Source organism: Thalassospira sp. MCCC 1A01148 (genome assembly GCF_001613795.1).
In the GTDB taxonomy this organism is placed as follows: domain Bacteria; phylum Pseudomonadota; class Alphaproteobacteria; order Rhodospirillales; family Thalassospiraceae; genus Thalassospira.
On record NZ_LPVZ01000020.1, the window covers coordinates 257,254 to 272,112 of the forward strand.

Annotated in this window: 12 protein-coding genes; 4 read left to right on the plus strand and 8 right to left on the minus strand. The window is 53.3% G+C overall.

Features of this window, described 5'->3' with window-relative positions:
• Positions 1 to 56 precede the first annotated feature (56 nt).
• Positions 57 to 1,154, minus strand: a complete 1,098-nt coding sequence (gene wecB / locus AUQ43_RS10755) for a non-hydrolyzing UDP-N-acetylglucosamine 2-epimerase (RefSeq protein ID WP_062956290.1) — start codon at positions 1,152 to 1,154, stop codon at positions 57 to 59.
• Positions 1,155 to 1,286: 132 nt separating this feature from the next.
• Complete coding sequence (locus tag AUQ43_RS20285) at positions 1,287 to 1,478, minus strand: hypothetical protein (protein WP_114129800.1); 192 nt, start codon at positions 1,476 to 1,478, stop codon at positions 1,287 to 1,289.
• Here AUQ43_RS20285 and AUQ43_RS10760 point away from each other — a divergent pair.
• Positions 1,477 to 2,070, plus strand: a complete 594-nt coding sequence (locus AUQ43_RS10760; protein WP_062956291.1) for a hypothetical protein — start codon at positions 1,477 to 1,479, stop codon at positions 2,068 to 2,070. The two genes, AUQ43_RS20285 and AUQ43_RS10760, sit on opposite strands and share 2 nt — an antisense overlap.
• A gap of 71 nt (positions 2,071 to 2,141) precedes the next feature.
• Here AUQ43_RS10760 and AUQ43_RS10765 read toward each other — a convergent pair whose 3' ends face one another.
• Positions 2,142 to 3,935 carry a chloride channel protein gene (locus AUQ43_RS10765; protein ID WP_062956292.1) on the minus strand — a complete coding sequence of 598 codons (1,794 nt, stop codon included), beginning with the start codon at positions 3,933 to 3,935 and terminating at the stop codon, positions 2,142 to 2,144.
• Positions 3,936 to 4,224: 289 nt separating this feature from the next.
• On the opposite strand from AUQ43_RS10765, the gene AUQ43_RS10770 reads away from it, so the two are divergent.
• Positions 4,225 to 5,469, plus strand: coding sequence for a multidrug effflux MFS transporter (locus AUQ43_RS10770; RefSeq protein WP_062956293.1), 1,245 nt, complete (start codon positions 4,225 to 4,227; stop codon positions 5,467 to 5,469).
• Positions 5,470 to 5,547: 78 nt separating this feature from the next.
• Here the strand turns inward: AUQ43_RS10770 and metH are convergent, their stop codons facing one another.
• The 4 genes from metH to AUQ43_RS10785 all read right to left on the minus strand — a co-directional run bounded on the left by metH (position 5,548) and on the right by AUQ43_RS10785 (position 11,313).
• On the minus strand, positions 5,548 to 8,199 hold the full coding sequence (gene metH / locus AUQ43_RS10775; protein ID WP_084272063.1) for a methionine synthase: 2,652 nt from the start codon (positions 8,197 to 8,199) through the stop codon (positions 5,548 to 5,550).
• Between the two features lie 38 nt (positions 8,200 to 8,237).
• Positions 8,238 to 9,302 carry a homocysteine S-methyltransferase family protein gene (locus AUQ43_RS20110; protein ID WP_084272129.1) on the minus strand — a complete coding sequence of 355 codons (1,065 nt, stop codon included), beginning with the start codon at positions 9,300 to 9,302 and terminating at the stop codon, positions 8,238 to 8,240.
• Between the two features lie 53 nt (positions 9,303 to 9,355).
• Positions 9,356 to 10,249, minus strand: coding sequence for a methylenetetrahydrofolate reductase (gene metF, locus AUQ43_RS10780; protein ID WP_062956294.1), 894 nt, complete (start codon positions 10,247 to 10,249; stop codon positions 9,356 to 9,358).
• A gap of 86 nt (positions 10,250 to 10,335) precedes the next feature.
• Entirely contained in the window at positions 10,336 to 11,313 is a 978-nt protein-coding gene (locus tag AUQ43_RS10785; RefSeq protein WP_062956295.1) for a metalloregulator ArsR/SmtB family transcription factor, read from the minus strand.
• Positions 11,314 to 11,702: 389 nt separating this feature from the next.
• Between AUQ43_RS10785 and AUQ43_RS10790 the strand changes: the two genes are divergently transcribed.
• Both AUQ43_RS10790 and AUQ43_RS10795 read left to right on the plus strand, forming a co-directional pair.
• Positions 11,703 to 12,401, plus strand: coding sequence for a VacJ family lipoprotein (locus AUQ43_RS10790; protein ID WP_232310656.1), 699 nt, complete (start codon positions 11,703 to 11,705; stop codon positions 12,399 to 12,401).
• Positions 12,402 to 12,410: 9 nt separating this feature from the next.
• A complete protein-coding gene (locus AUQ43_RS10795; RefSeq protein WP_062956296.1) occupies positions 12,411 to 13,049 on the plus strand; it encodes a phospholipid-binding protein MlaC in 639 nt (212 codons plus the stop codon).
• 123 nt (positions 13,050 to 13,172) lie between these two features.
• Here the strand turns inward: AUQ43_RS10795 and ettA are convergent, their stop codons facing one another.
• Positions 13,173 to 14,852, minus strand: coding sequence for an energy-dependent translational throttle protein EttA (gene ettA, locus AUQ43_RS10800; protein ID WP_062956297.1), 1,680 nt, complete (start codon positions 14,850 to 14,852; stop codon positions 13,173 to 13,175).
• Positions 14,853 to 14,859: the final 7 nt, after the last annotated feature.

Below are 14,859 nucleotides of genomic sequence, written 5' to 3' on the forward strand. Positions count from 1 at the left end.
GCACCACATCGCAGGCTTAAACCAAGCCTTTCGCGCCAACGTTTTCACCAACCAGCTTAGCAACCCAGAAAGGCTTCAAGTTCCTTCACGACACGAGGAGAAGTGTTGCCATCCCATAACGGAATTTTGGCAGGAACACGGGTGCGATTGCCAGAAGCGTGAAGCGCAGACGTGACGGCCTCGGTTAGCTGATCAACCGCGACAAGCCGATTGGTTCCCTGCGTGATGGTGATTGGACGTTCGGTCGATTTGCGCAACGTCAGGCATAGAACACCAAGAAGGCTGGTTTCTTCCTGTACCCCGCCAGAGTCTGTGACAACCACACCGGCATCACGCATCAAACTGGCAAACCCGACATAGCCCATCGGCGGCAACAACCGAACGCCTGCTGCGGTCAGCTCGTTATTCAAACCCAATGCATCAAGACGTTGTTCGGTGCGCGGATGAAGGACGAAACAGACCTCTTCGCTCCTCGCAAGTTCAACCAGCGCCTCGCATATCTGCCTCAAACCAGCGGTATCATCGACATTGCTTTGGCGGTGTATAGTGGCAAGGACATAGCGCCGCTTTTTCAGCCCGGTTTTGCCGACTGTATCCGCCTTTTCAATTTGCGCGTCCATCATCGACAGTGTATCGGCCATGATATTGCCCACCAGCTTGATGCGGTTTGGCGCGATCCCCTCGGCCCGTAAATTGTCATCCGCATCCATCGACGGGGTCAGCAACAGATCCGCCCTGTGATCAATGGCGATACGGTTTTGCTCCTCTGGCATGGCGGGATCAAAACATCTCAGCCCCGCTTCAAGATGCACGATGGGAGTTCGCATTTCAGCTGCAACCATCGCCGCTGCCAGCGATGAATTCACATCCCCTACCACCAAAACCATGTCAGGCCTGTGATCATGGCAAAGTGCCTCGTAGGCCTGCTTCATCTTTGCAATCGGATCACGGGTTTCGCTCGTTTTCCAACCCAGAACATGATCGGGCTTCGGAAGTTCAAGATCACGCCAGATGTCACTGGTCATAACTGCATCGGCGTGCTGACCGGTGTGAACAAATACCGGCCGGATTATCAGGTGCCCACGCAACGCATGCCATAGCGGTGCGATTTTCATGAAGTTGGGACGCGCGCCCCCAATCAGATGAAGGTGCATTAAAGGCCTCCGAACCCGGCATCATTCATGCTGTCTGTATCATAGGCATATTGCGCGTCACCTTGCACCTATCCGATCGTCCGTTAGGGGTGGCAGGTTATAACCTGTTGGATAATGGGTAAATTATGCCGCTCAAGACAGATAAAATCGCCACACCAAAGATTTTCTGCTGAATGCAAGGCTGATGAGATCAGCAGACATTTGGAAAAGTGCCAATGGTCTTGAAGTTGCATGAATTTTTCCGGTTCGCGTCACGCCTTGCAAAAGCTTCGCCTTTTGTTTGGCGTGGTGCTGTGTATATCCATGAAGAAGGATATTTTTCATGAACAGTCTTCTTGGATTGGGGTTTGGGCTTCCGATATCGTCGCCCAAAACTTCAGTATCTAAGGATGGTGGACCCGAAGGTATCGACAAATACAGCGCATTTAGCGCAACACCACAAAGCAGCAAATCTGCACAACCGACCTTTTATGGCACCAAGTTCAGCGATTTGTCTGACTCGGTGCAGGCGGTCATGCTGGAAATGCAAACAACCGGAAGCGGGTCGACATCCTTTGCCGACGCAATGGCGAATGTTGCGGACCAAAGCAAGGATGCCACTTCCGGTGAAAAGGCCTCCAATGGAGTCTTCTCGTCAAATTCTGATCCGGCCAATGACGATCCTGCAACTGCTGAGCAGGATGCCGAGGAAGAATTCAAATCCGCCCTTCGTGACAGTTTGAGTCCGCCAACAAAGGACGAGAAACGTGACGAAAAAGCCGAGATCGAGAAACGCAACGAACGGCTGGAAATTGATGATGCAGCTCAACAGGCTGCAGCTGACCTTCCGGAAAACGTTGCCGGCCTTGATAGTCGGGTTGCAGCCCAAGTCATGTCTGGTCAACCAGCACGACAGCAACCCGCATTGGCCGCCTGATTAGGCAGGCCTTGACACCTTGAACGGAGCAGCGCGGTATAGCGCTGCTCTTTTTCGTCGCGGATCGCCCACTAGAACAGTTTGGGCGGCGCATCACCGCGCTCTTCGCTTTGCAGTTCAAGCAAGGCATTGTTGTAGGCCATCATCGCGTCCTTTTCATGCACGAAGCCGATGATATGGCGTTCTTCGGCACTGTTAAGAACGGGCAAATGTTCCTCGCCTGTTTGCTCCATCAGTTTGATGGCTTTTTCGATACTGTCTGTACGATACAACACCGGCGGCTTTGAACGTGCGACCTCGCCGGCCGTGACTTCGTCGCCAAGATTGGGGTCAAATGCGGCGTGGCGCAAGTCCGTCAGCGTGATCGTGCCATGCAACTTGCCCTGATCGTCAATCACGAACAGTTCGGAATATGGCGCGTTGATCAGTTTTTCGCGCACGGTGGTCAGCCCTTCTGTCAGCGGGACTGTTTCATATTCGCGCTTCATGATCTCGGCGACCTTGATCGTGCGCAGCAAATTGACTTCCCGCCCCCAACGGGTCGACAAACCGCGGCATTTCAACTGCCACTGGAAAAATGACCCACCCTGGAACTGATCCATCACAACGGACGCCAGAACAGACGCCACCATCACGGCCACCGTGAGGGCGTAGTCCCCGGTCAACTCAAAAATGATCAGCGTCGTTGAGATCGGCGCGCCAAGCACAGCTGCCGCCACCGCCCCCATTCCCACAAGGGTGTAAGCCGAATACCCTGAAGACAGTTCGGGAAAAGCACTGGTCGCGATAATTCCGAAAGCGCCGCCCAACATAGCACCAAGGAAAAGGGCCGGACTGAACATGCCGCCTGCAAAGCCGAGCCCCATACACACAGACACCACAAAACCCTTGGCAAGCAGCAACCCAAACAGGAACGTCAGGTTATAGCTTTCATTGAGCGCGTCGTTCATCGCCCCGTAACCAACGCCAACAATTTGCGGAAAGATCAAAGCAACCAGACCGACAACCAGACCAGCCACCGCTGGCCGCAGCCAAAGTGGAGCATTGGTTCGATTTGCGGTCTTCTGCACGACCGGAATGGCACGCACGACCAGAACGGCGGCAATACCGGCAATAATCCCCAACAAAGCAAAGGCCGGAAATTCCCAGAATGATTGAATCTCATGACCGGGAATAAGAAAGGCGACCTCGTCTCCGAAATAGATGCGCGTAATGACTGTGCCGGTCACGGATGCCAGCACAATCGGTGCAAATGCCGTCAAGGCATAGTGGCCAAGTGCCACTTCGTGCGCAAACAATGCACCGGCCAGCGGCGCGTTAAACGATGCGGCCACCGCTGAAGCCACGCCACAGCCCAACAGCGTTCGTGACGCCGAACGCCGCAAATGAAGTATCCGTGCAAGCCACGCCCCGAACGACGCCCCCATATGGACGACCGGCCCTTCACGACCAAGCGACGCACCACTGCCCAGCGATAGCGCACTGGCAATTGCACTTTTGATCCCGCAACGGGTCGACATACGCGCATCATGGAATGATGCCGCGTCAATCACATCGGCAACTCCATGGGGGCGCTTGTCGGGCAGAAACTTATAGATGAAAACACCGACGATCAGACCACCGACTGTCGGTGCAAGAATAAGTTGCCAGACGGGGATTTCGCTTAGATGACGATGAAGGTCTTCTTCGGCAGTTCCGAAAAACAGCGACTGTATGAACAACAACCCATCACGAAACAGGATCGTCCCGCCCCCGGCCAATGCCCCGACCAGCAAAGCCAAAATCGACAGAACCAGCTGTTCGCTTTTGACGATGCGGCGCAGACGGTTCAGAAAAATGTTCGATTTCAGAAGCTTTTCAGCCATTTCAACTATACCAGGGTTGGCGATGCGGGATTTGGAGTGATCATAGGATCAGCTTTTCCTGCGAATAAAGGGTAAAGACAAGTACCACCACGGTTATTTTCGCATTGCTGACGCCCATTGATTGATCGGGGTGGATATGCAAAAACAAGTGACTTGGATTCAGCGCCCCACAATGCCGCGATCCCGTTTAAGAAAACCGTCATTGCCAAAAACGCACGAAATGCACCATTCTGCGCATATCGCGTAAGAGCAATGCCGCCACCAACCGTTCTCAACGGAACCAAAAATAATGAATGACCCTCGACCAACGGGTACGCAGGCAGCTCGCCCGTTGCCCGGACTTGTTGAATTCATCTGTCTGATGGCGATCACAATCGGCCTTGTTGCCCTGTCGATTGATAACCTTTTGCCGGCCTTTGGCCCGATTGCAGAAGATTTCGGCATTGAGGACGGCAATCGCATGCAGATGCTGATTTATGTCTTCATGATCGCATTTGGCCTGATGCAGATTGTTTATGGCCCACTTGCCGACAGCTTTGGCCGCCGCCCCACGCTTATTGCTGGCCTTGGCATCTATTGCGTCGGCACTGTGATGGCGATCTTTGCCAATAGCTATGAACATCTTCTTATTGCGCGTTTTGTTCAGGGGCTTGGTGCTGCTGCACCAAGGGTACTGACCATGGCAATCACACGCGACTGCTTTGCAGGACGTGAAATGGCGCGCGTCATGTCGTTTGTCATGATGGTCTTCATCATTTTGCCGGTGTTTGCACCGGCATCGGGCAGCCTTATCCTTGCGCTCGCGGATTGGCACATGATCTTTGTCAGCACGCTCGTCCTCGCGATTGCGATTGTGTGCTGGTATCTGCTGCGCATGCCCGAAACACTGCACCCGGAATATCGACACAGACTTTCTTTGCCGCGTATCGGTCGCGACATCAAAACCACTGTCACCAATCGTCAGACATTTGGTTATGCCTCGGCAATGGGCATGATGTTCGCCTGCCTGATGGCCTATATCGGATCTGCGCAACAAGTCTTTGAAACCGAAGTATACGGCCTTGGTGTCTGGTTCCCGCTGGTCTTTGGAATGATTGCCGCCTGCATGAGTTTCTCGTCATTCGTCAATGCGCGCCTAGTGCGCAAGATCGGGATGCACAAGATATCGCATATCGCCTTGTTCATCATGACCGCCAGCAGCCTGATCAATGTTCTGATTGCAATCTGGTTTGATGGGCAACCGCCATTGCTGTTGTTTGGCATCGGACTGACCACGATCCTGTTTTGCTTCTCGTTGACCATGCCAAACTTCAATTCATTGGCCATGGAACCGGTCGGTGCAATTGCTGGCACCGCGTCCTCGATGATCGGTGTTTACAGCACACTGATTGGCGTGATTGCCGGCGGCATCATCGGCCAGCAGTTCAATGGTACTGTGATCCCGCTTTTGGCTGGTTACTTTGTGTTGGGGCTGATTGCCATCGTGATCGTTGGCATTACCGAGCGCGGCAAGTTTTGTCACGCCACGCACTAGAGCCGTTCAGCACATGCCCATAAAAAAAGCCCCGCAGAGTGCAGTCTGCGGGGCTTTTCATTGCGACCGGACAGGCGGTTATCTCGCCTGACGCGGATCGTAATTCAAATTCGGGGCAAGCCAACGTTCCGCCTCGGCCAAGGTCATGCCTTTGCGATCGGCATAGCTTTCCACCTGATCGCGTTCGATCTTGCCAAGACCGAAATACTTGGCATCCGGGTTGGCAAAGTAAAAACCGCTCACCGAAGAGGTTGGCGTCATGGCATAGCTTTCAGTCAGTGACACACCAACATTCTTCTCTGCATCCAAAAGATCCCAGAGAATGCCTTTCTCGGTATGTTCCGGGCAGGCCGGATAGCCCGGTGCCGGACGGATACCGCGATACTTTTCGGCAATCAGATCATCATTGCCAAGCGCCTCATCCGGCGCATAGCCCCAAAGCTCTTTACGAACTTTTTCGTGCATATGCTCGGCAAAGGCCTCGGCGAAGCGGTCGCCAAGAGCCTTGACCAGGATGGCATTATAATCATCATGCTCGGCTTCAAGCTTGCCAGAGATTTCTTCGACTTCTGGCCCGGCGGTAACAACAAAGGCGCCGATATAGTCGGTCTTGCCGCTGTCTTTTGGCGCGATATAGTCGGCCAAAGCGCGGTTCGGACGCTTGTTGTTCTCGCGATACATCTGCTGGCGCAGGGTATGGAGCATCACCGGCTCATTCTTCTCTGGCGCCGGAGTCACTTCGATATCATCACCTACCGAGTTGGCCGGCCACAGACCGACAACTGCTTTGGGCTTGAACCATTTTTCGGCAACGATTTTTTTAAGCATTTCCTGCGCGTCCGCATAAAGGCTACGCGCCGTTTCGCCGACCTTTTCATCCTTCAGGATGTCAGGGAAACGCCCATGAAGTTCCCAAGTCTCGAAGAACGGTTTCCAGTCAAAGCGTGACACCAGTTCTTCAAGATCAAACTCTTCAAACAGGGTGATGCCGGGTTTGAGCGGAACCGGTGCTTCGAAGTTCTCCCAGTCGAGCTGAACCTTGTTGGCACGCGCATCAACAATTGAGAAACGCTTTTTCTGCAGTTGCTGTGCGGCATGCTTTTCAGCCATCGCAACATATTCGTTGCGAATTTCCTCGGCAAAACGTTCGCCGTTGGTTTTTGAAAGCAGATTGCTGGCCACACCCACTGCGCGCGACGCATCAATCACATAAACCACCGAAGACTTCAGATAGTTCGGCGCGATTTTAACCGCAGTATGCACTTTCGACGTTGTCGCGCCGCCAATCAGAAGCGGGATATCAAGCTCCTGGCGTTCCATTTCGGCTGCGACATAGGTCATCTCTTCAAGCGACGGCGTAATCAGTCCCGACAAACCGATCATGTCGACATTTTCCGCCTTGGCGGTTTCGATGATTTTCTGGGTCGGCACCATCACCCCAAGGTCAATGACCTCGAAGTTGTTACATTGCAGAACGACACCCACAATGTTCTTGCCAATGTCATGAACATCGCCCTTGACCGTCGCCAGCAAGATCTTGCCATTGGTTTCGTGCTTGCCGTCTTTTTCCTCTTCGATGAAGGGAATCAGATAGGCGACCGCCTTTTTCATCACACGGGCGGATTTTACCACCTGCGGCAGGAACATCTTACCGGCGCCAAACAGGTCACCAACAATGTTCATGCCATCCATCAACGGACCTTCAATCACATGAAGCGGCTTGTCGGCCTGCTGACGGGCTTCTTCGGTATCTTCCTCGACATATTCGGCAATACCGTTAATCAGCGCATGGGCCAGACGTTCATTGACCGGCTTTTTACGCCATTCCAGATCCGCCTTTTTCTCTGGTCCACCGGTACCTTTGTATTTCTCGGCAACTTCAAGCAAACGATCAGTCGCATCCGAACGACGGTTCAGAATGACGTCTTCAACACGTTCACGCAGTTCTTCGGGAATTTCTTCGTAAACAACCAGCTGACCGGCATTAACGATACCCATATCCAGTCCCGCCTGGATGGCATGATAGAGGAACACCGAATGCATGGCCTCGCGGACCGGGTTGTTGCCCCGGAACGAGAAGGAAACGTTGGAAACCCCGCCTGAGATCTTGGCGTATGGCAGGTTTTTTTTGATCAGCTTGCAGGCTTCGATGAAGTCGACAGCATAGTTGTCGTGTTCTTCGATGCCGGTTGCGACGGCGAAGATATTTGGATCGAAAATGATGTCCTCAGGCGGGAAACCGACCTTTTCGACCAGCACGTCATAGCTGCGTTTGCAAATCTCGAACTTGCGATCAACCGTGTCGGCCTGGCCTTTTTCGTCAAAGGCCATGACGACAACCGCTGCACCATAGCGGCGCAACATCTTGGCCTGTGCGATGAAGGGTTCTTCGCCTTCCTTCAGACTGATCGAGTTGACGATCCCCTTGCCCTGCAGGCATTTCAGACCAGCCTCAATCACGTTCCATTTGGAACTGTCGACCATGATCGGCACACGCGCGATGTCAGGCTCAGCCGCAACCAGGTTGATGAACTTGACCATCGCCGTTTCGGCATCAAGCATCGCATCATCCATGTTGATGTCGATGATCTGCGCGCCATTTTCGACCTGCTGACGGGCAATCTCAACCGCTGCATCGTAATCTTCCTCGACGATCAGCTTCTTGAATTTCAGCGATCCGGCGACGTTGGTCCGTTCGCCAATATTGATAAATCTGGAAATGTCGGTCATGGGTCTTTTCGATCTCTTTTCAGCAATCAATATCGGGATTATGCGGCATCAAACGGCTCAAGGCCGGAAAGGCGCATGCGCGGCTCAAATTTCGGAACAATGCGCGGTTTGGCATCGGCAACGGCGTCGGTAATCGCCTTGATGTGTGGTGGCGTTGTCCCGCAGCATCCACCCAACAGGTTCACCATACCGGTCTCCGCCCATTCCTTGACCAGCTCGGCCATTTCGGAATCCGACTGATCATATTCACCAAACTCGTTCGGCAGACCGGCGTTCGGATAGACCGAGACACGGCATTCGGCAATACGCGAGAGTTCCTGGACATAGGGGCGCAGCTGTTCGGCACCCAATGCGCAGTTAAGGCCAATTGAAAACGGCTTGGTATGACGCACAGAATTGTAAAACGCCTCGGTCGTCTGCCCCGAAAGAGTGCGACCCGATGCATCGGTAATCGTCCCCGAAATCATCACAGGAACATCTTCACCACGTTCTTCGACAACTTCATCAATGGCAAACAACGCCGCCTTGGCGTTTAGCGTATCAAAGATCGTCTCAACCAGCAGCGTGTCCGCCCCGCCATCAAGCAGGCCCTTGGCCGCTTCCTTGTAGGCCTCTTTGAGCTGGTCAAAGGTGATGGCACGGAACCCCGGATTATTCACATCCGGCGAAATCGACGCTGTCCGGTTGGTCGGGCCAATTGCACCATTCACAAACCGCACATCCCCGGGATGGGATGCTTCCCACTCATCACAGGCCGCACGCGCGATTTTGGCACTTTCATAGTTGATCTCATACGCCAGATCTTCCATGCCGTAATCAGCCTGGGCAATCGTCGTCGCGCTAAACGTGTTCGTCCCGTTCAGGTCCGCACCCGCCGCGATGTACTGCAAATGGATATCCTTGATGATGTCCGGCTGTGTCAGGGACAAAAGATCGTTATTGCCTTTTACATCCTGCTTCCAGTCAGCAAAGCGCTCTCCGCGGTAATCCTCCTCGGACAGCGAGTGTTTCTGGATCATCGTGCCCATCGCGCCATCAAGGATCAGTATCTTTTCCTCGGCCCGTTTGCGCAGCAGGGCAATGCGTTCCTTGCGGTCATTCATCATTTTTATCCAGTCAATTCTTCATGCGTCATGTTCGAAAGCAAAAGGGACAATCAGGCGGCTGCCTGTTCAGGCCCGCGAATGCCCAGCGCATGACAGATGGCATATGTAAGTTCGGCACGGTTAAGCGTATAAAAATGGAAGTCGGTAACGCCTTCGCTGATCAGACCTTCCACCTGCGAAATCGCTTCGTGGAAAGCAACCATGCGGCGCGTATCAGGATCCTCGTCCAATCCTTCGAAACGCCAATGCAAACGCTGCGGTACAGAAGCACCACACATGTCCGCAAATTTCAAGAGCGAGCCAAAGTTGGTTACTGGCAAAATCCCCGGAACGATCGGGGCATCAATGCCCGCAGCCACACATTTATCACGGAACCGAAGATATGTTTCGTTGTCAAAGAAGAACTGGGTAATCGCCCGGTTTGCACCTGCGTCGATTTTGCGTTTGAGATACTCGATCTCGAAATCCGCACTCGGTGCATCCGGATGCGTTTCAGGGTAAGCCGACACCGAAATATCAAAATCAGCGATTTCCTTAAGGCCCGCAACCAAATCCACTGCATAGGCGTAGCCACCCGGCGTCGGTTCGTATGTATCACCAGCATCCGGCAGATCACCGCGAAGGGCGACAATTGATCGAATACCCTCGTTCCAATAGCTGCGGGCGATCTGGTCAATTTCTTCCTTGGTATGACCGACACATGTCAGGTGGGCGGCGGCAGGAATACCGGTTTCGCCCTGAATTCGGGTCACACTGCCATGAGTACGACCACGCGTTGTTCCACCTGCACCATAGGTCACGGACACAAAAGACGGGTTGAGCGGCGCGAGCCGACGGATTGACCGCCACATGGTTTCTTCCATCTTCTCGGTTTTCGGCGGGAAGAATTCGAACGAAACCTTAAGGTTTTTGCGTACTGCCTTAATTTCCTGAACCGTCATCATATCAATATTTCAATCCTGTCTTCGATGTCCCTTGGGTTGGATCCTCGGGTCTTTTTTATCGTGGTAATTTCGTAAACCGGCGCGTGTTACTCTGCGGCCTTCTCTGATCTTTTTTCACCTGCATCCGCAACGTCCCCCGGGGCCGGATGCGCAGCCCATATCCGAACCGTCAGCGGCTTGCCCGGCAAGCTGATCACATTGTCGGGCTCAAGCTTGTTTGCACGGAACCAGGCATTAAGTGACGCATCATCAAATCCAAGACGGCGATGCGCGTGTTCCTCGCGAAGCTCTTCGTGTTCGTGCTGGGCAAAATCAACAATGACAAGCTTGCCCCCCGGTGCGAGCACCCGCGCAGCTTCAGCAAGGGCCGCTTCAGGTTTTTCAGCGAAATGAAGCACTTGGTGAAGCGTCACAAGGTCAAACATGCCGCCCGGATACGGCAACTGATACATATCTGCTTGCCGAACAAGACAGTTGGACAAATCCGCACGTTGCAATCTTGCACGGGCCACCGCCAGCATTTCGCGCGACATATCAACGCCAACGCCTTCTTCGGCTTCATGCCCCAAAAGTTCAAGTATGCGCCCTGTGCCGGTACCAACATCGAGAATCCGTCCACCCGTCAGATCTCCAACCGCCTCGAGCAGTGCCTTTTCGACCACGGCCTCATCAATATGCAGTGATCTGATCCGGTCCCAGTCCTTGGCGTTTGCGCGAAAATACTCTGTGGCGATTTTCTCACGCTCGGCCTTGACCTGTTCAAGACGGGCACGGTCCAAAGACAGTGTTTCGTCATCCTTGGGCAAAAGATCCAGCACAGGCTGAACAAGGTCAGCCCCGGGGCCGGAATGCGGCGTGCGATAAAACACCCACGTGCCCTCGCGGAAACGGACCAGCAAGCCCGCCTCACACAGTAGTTTAAGATGTCGGGATACGCGGGGTTGGCTTTGACCAATGATCTGGGTGATCTCACTGACAGTCAGTTCGCACTCGGCACAGATCGCCAACAGACGAAGCCGCGTTGCTTCGGCAGCCGCACGCAATCTTGCAAGAACCTGTTCCATGCCAATGACCTCCACGTCGACGACAAAGATATAAAGATATGTTTATATTTGTTCAAGGGATAATTTCGCACACAATTGTGTTGCATAAACATCACACCACAAAATTGCTTGATCCCGATCAACTTTTTGTATGCTGGTGTTTAAATTCCCCCTATGCTAACCAGATGGTTATCTGAGGCGTGCGCGTTACGTGATCGCCCTTTCCGACAGAAGGTTGATCGGTAACGTTTTTTGGTGTTTTCACTGAAAAGCGTTTTGGGTCAGGGGAAGTCTGTGTATCGAACATCGGTTGGCTAAAAATAATGAAGTTTCGAGCTTTGCTTTCACTTTGTGCCGCAGGATCGCTGTCTTTGCTGACCGCGTGCGCATCCACAGAACCTGCTCAGGACATGAGTGACTACGATCCGATTGAGCCGGTAAACCGCGTCGTTCATGGCGTAAACGGGGCTGTGGACTTTATGGTCCTTTATCCTGCTGCCATGTGGTACCGCGACATCGCCCCGGAACCGGTCAAAACGTCGGTCAGAAGCTTTGTGCGCAACATCAACGAACCGTTGAACTCGTTCAACGCGTTGCTGCAAGGTGACCCGGATCAGGCTGCTGCCTCATTCCAGCGTTTCATCATGAACTCGACCATTGGTCTTCTGGGCTTCAACGATGTTGCCACTGATTTCGGCATTCCGTATCGCCGCGAAGATTTCGGTCAGACCCTTGCGCATTATGGCATTGGCGGCGGCCCCTACATTGTGCTGCCGTTGCTTGGCCCGTCCAACCTGCGTGATACAACCGGCCTTGCCGTTGATTACTTTGCCAACCCGCTGACCTGGGGCGCTGAAAACAGCGACACGGCAGAAGCTTTGTATCTTGGCTCGATCGGTCTGAGCGCGCTGCATTATCGTTATGCGACGATCAACCAGCTCAACGAACTGCAGAAATCATCAATTGATTACTATGCAGCACTTCGCAGCCTCTATCGTCAGCAGCGCAACACGCTGATCCGTAACGGTGCCCCGGCACCGGCAACGGCTGTTGAAGACGAAAGCGCATCTTTTGACTTCGACGATGCTGTCGAAGCTGCAAGCGAATAAGAGCCCGTCATGGCAAACAGCAAGATCGCCATACCAGCCGCCGCGATGATCGCCATCGCAGCGGCTTGGCCTGGTCCGTCGATGGCAAACAGCTCGCATCCGGGTGTCATCGCAGAAGTCGCTGTGGAAACCAGTGCGGCCAACGTCATTCAGACGATGGCTGATCAAGCCATCAACGAACTCACCGACCAGACACTTGCTGATGATGTGCGTCGCAAGAAGTTCGTCTCCCTGATGGATCGCTACTTTGCGATGGACGTTGTGTCGCGATTCGTTCTCGGGCGCTACTGGCGGTCAATTTCCAAAGACGAGATCGAAGAGTTTTCTGTTCTTCTGCAGAACTATCTGGCCCTGAATTATGCCAACCAGTTCAAGGAATTTAACGGCGAGCAGTTTGTCGTCGGCAATGAGGTCCAGAAGAACAAGGATACCTTTGTAGAATCGCAATTTGTCCGTCCTGACGGCCCGCCAATTAACATTGTCTGGCGGATGCGGGTCTTTGATGACAGCTACAAGATCATTGATGTTTCCATCGAAGGTCTGAGCATGGGCATCACCCAGCGTGACGAATTCACGTCGGTCATCCAGCAGAACAATGACGATGTCAGCGCCCTGACAGAGGCACTTAAGGCAAAAACCGGCCTTTAAGAAACGCTGCAAAGAAGAATGCAGAAGCCACCCTCCTTGTGACGGTGGCTTTTTTATTTGTCTGTCACCAAAACAAAAAAAGGCCACCTGACGGTGGCCTTTTCCTTAACGCGACAAACCAGCTTAACGGGTCAGCGGCTTGTATTTGATGCGGTGCGGGCGGCTTGCCTCTTCACCATAGCGGCGTTTGTAATCCGCCTCATATTCCTGATAGTTACCTTCGAACCACTCGACATGCGAGTTGCCCTCATAAGCAAGAATATGGGTCGCGATACGGTCAAGGAAGAAGCGATCGTGCGAGATAACCACAGCACAACCGGCAAATTCCAGAAGACCTTCTTCAAGCGCACGCAGCGTATCGACATCAAGATCGTTGGTCGGTTCGTCAAGCAGCAAGACATTCGCGCCGGATTTCAGCATCTTGGCCAAATGAACGCGGTTACGTTCACCGCCGGACAACTGACCGACCTTTTTCTGCTGGTCCGCGCCCTTGAAGGCAAACTGCGAAACATACGCGCGTGAGCTCATCGGGCGTTTGCCCAAAAGAATCTCGTCAAGACCATCGGAAACTTCCTGCCAAACGGTCTTGTTCGGATCAAGCGAGTCACGCGACTGATCGACATAGCCCATCTTAACGGTTTCACCGATCTTCAGATCGCCTGCATCCGGGGTTTCGCTGCCGGTCAGCATCTTGAACAGTGTCGTTTTACCTGCACCGTTCGGACCAATGACACCAACGATACCACCTGGCGGCAGACGGAAATCAAGGTTCTCGAACAGAAGCTTGTCACCATACGCCTTGGTCAGGCTTTCGGCGGTAATGACTTCATTCCCGAGACGCTCGGCAATCGGAATTACGATCTTGGTTGAATCCGGGACAGCTTTTGCCGCCTCGGCAACAAGATCATCATAGGCACGAACACGGGCCTTGGATTTCGCCTGACGGCCTTTCGGGTTCTGACGGATCCAGTCCAATTCGGTCGCAAGCTGTTTCTGACGGCTGCCTTCCTGACGGGCTTCCTGTTCCAGACGCTTCTGCTTCTGTTCCAGCCACGAGGAATAGTTGCCTTCGAACGGGATGCCCTGACCACGGTCAAGCTCAAGAATCCAGCCAGTAACGTTATCAAGGAAGTAACGATCGTGGGTAACCAGAATGACGGTACCCTGATAATCTTCAAGGTGACGTTCAAGCCACGCAACCGATTCCGCATCAAGATGGTTGGTCGGTTCGTCAAGCAGCAGAATGTCGGGCTTTGCAAGCAGAAGACGGCAAAGGGCCACGCGGCGGCGCTCACCACCGGAAAGTTTGGAAACGTCTGAATCCTTGGGCGGGCAACGCAGGGCGTCCATCGCGATTTCAAGGGTGCGTTCCAGATCCCAGCCATTGGCCGCATCAATGCGTTCTTGCAGCTCTCCCTGCTCTGCAAGGAGTTCTGTCATCTCGTCATCGGTCATCGGCTCGGCGAATTTGCCGCTGATTTCATTAAAGCGTGCAAGATCATCAACGATCGAACCACAGCCTTCCATAACGTTACCAAGAACGTCTTTTTCCGGATTAAGCTGCGGTTCCTGTTCAAGATAACCGACATTGACGCCCTCGGCGGGCCAAGCTTCACCGGCATAATCCTTTTCGATGCCGGCCATAATTTTCAGCAGGGTTGATTTACCCGCGCCGTTGTTACCGAGAACACCGATTTTTACGCCCGGCAGAAAGGACAGCGTGATGCCCTTGAAAAGCTCGCGACCGCCCGGAAGGATCTTGGTCAGGTCCTTCATGACGTAAATATACTGGTAGGATGCCATTAAATTC

Excerpts from the sequence above, each read along its gene's own strand:
- metH (WP_084272063.1), bottom strand. The coding sequence starts at position 8,199 with ATGACCGACATTTCCAGATTTATCAATATTGGCGAACGGACCAACGTC.
- wecB (WP_062956290.1), bottom strand. The coding sequence starts at position 1,154 with ATGCACCTTCATCTGATTGGGGGCGCGCGTCCCAACTTCATGAAAATC.
- AUQ43_RS10760 (WP_062956291.1), top strand. The coding sequence starts at position 1,477 with ATGAACAGTCTTCTTGGATTGGGGTTTGGGCTTCCGATATCGTCGCCC.
- AUQ43_RS20285 (WP_114129800.1), bottom strand. The coding sequence starts at position 1,478 with ATGAAAAATATCCTTCTTCATGGATATACACAGCACCACGCCAAACAA.
- AUQ43_RS10795 (WP_062956296.1), top strand. The coding sequence starts at position 12,411 with ATGGCAAACAGCAAGATCGCCATACCAGCCGCCGCGATGATCGCCATC.
- ettA (WP_062956297.1), bottom strand. The coding sequence starts at position 14,852 with ATGGCATCCTACCAGTATATTTACGTCATGAAGGACCTGACCAAGATC.
- AUQ43_RS10765 (WP_062956292.1), bottom strand. The coding sequence starts at position 3,935 with ATGGCTGAAAAGCTTCTGAAATCGAACATTTTTCTGAACCGTCTGCGC.
- AUQ43_RS10785 (WP_062956295.1), bottom strand. The coding sequence starts at position 11,313 with ATGGAACAGGTTCTTGCAAGATTGCGTGCGGCTGCCGAAGCAACGCGG.
- AUQ43_RS10790 (WP_232310656.1), top strand. The coding sequence starts at position 11,703 with ATGAGTGACTACGATCCGATTGAGCCGGTAAACCGCGTCGTTCATGGC.
- AUQ43_RS20110 (WP_084272129.1), bottom strand. The coding sequence starts at position 9,302 with ATGAATGACCGCAAGGAACGCATTGCCCTGCTGCGCAAACGGGCCGAG.
- AUQ43_RS10770 (WP_062956293.1), top strand. The coding sequence starts at position 4,225 with ATGAATGACCCTCGACCAACGGGTACGCAGGCAGCTCGCCCGTTGCCC.
- metF (WP_062956294.1), bottom strand. The coding sequence starts at position 10,249 with ATGATGACGGTTCAGGAAATTAAGGCAGTACGCAAAAACCTTAAGGTT.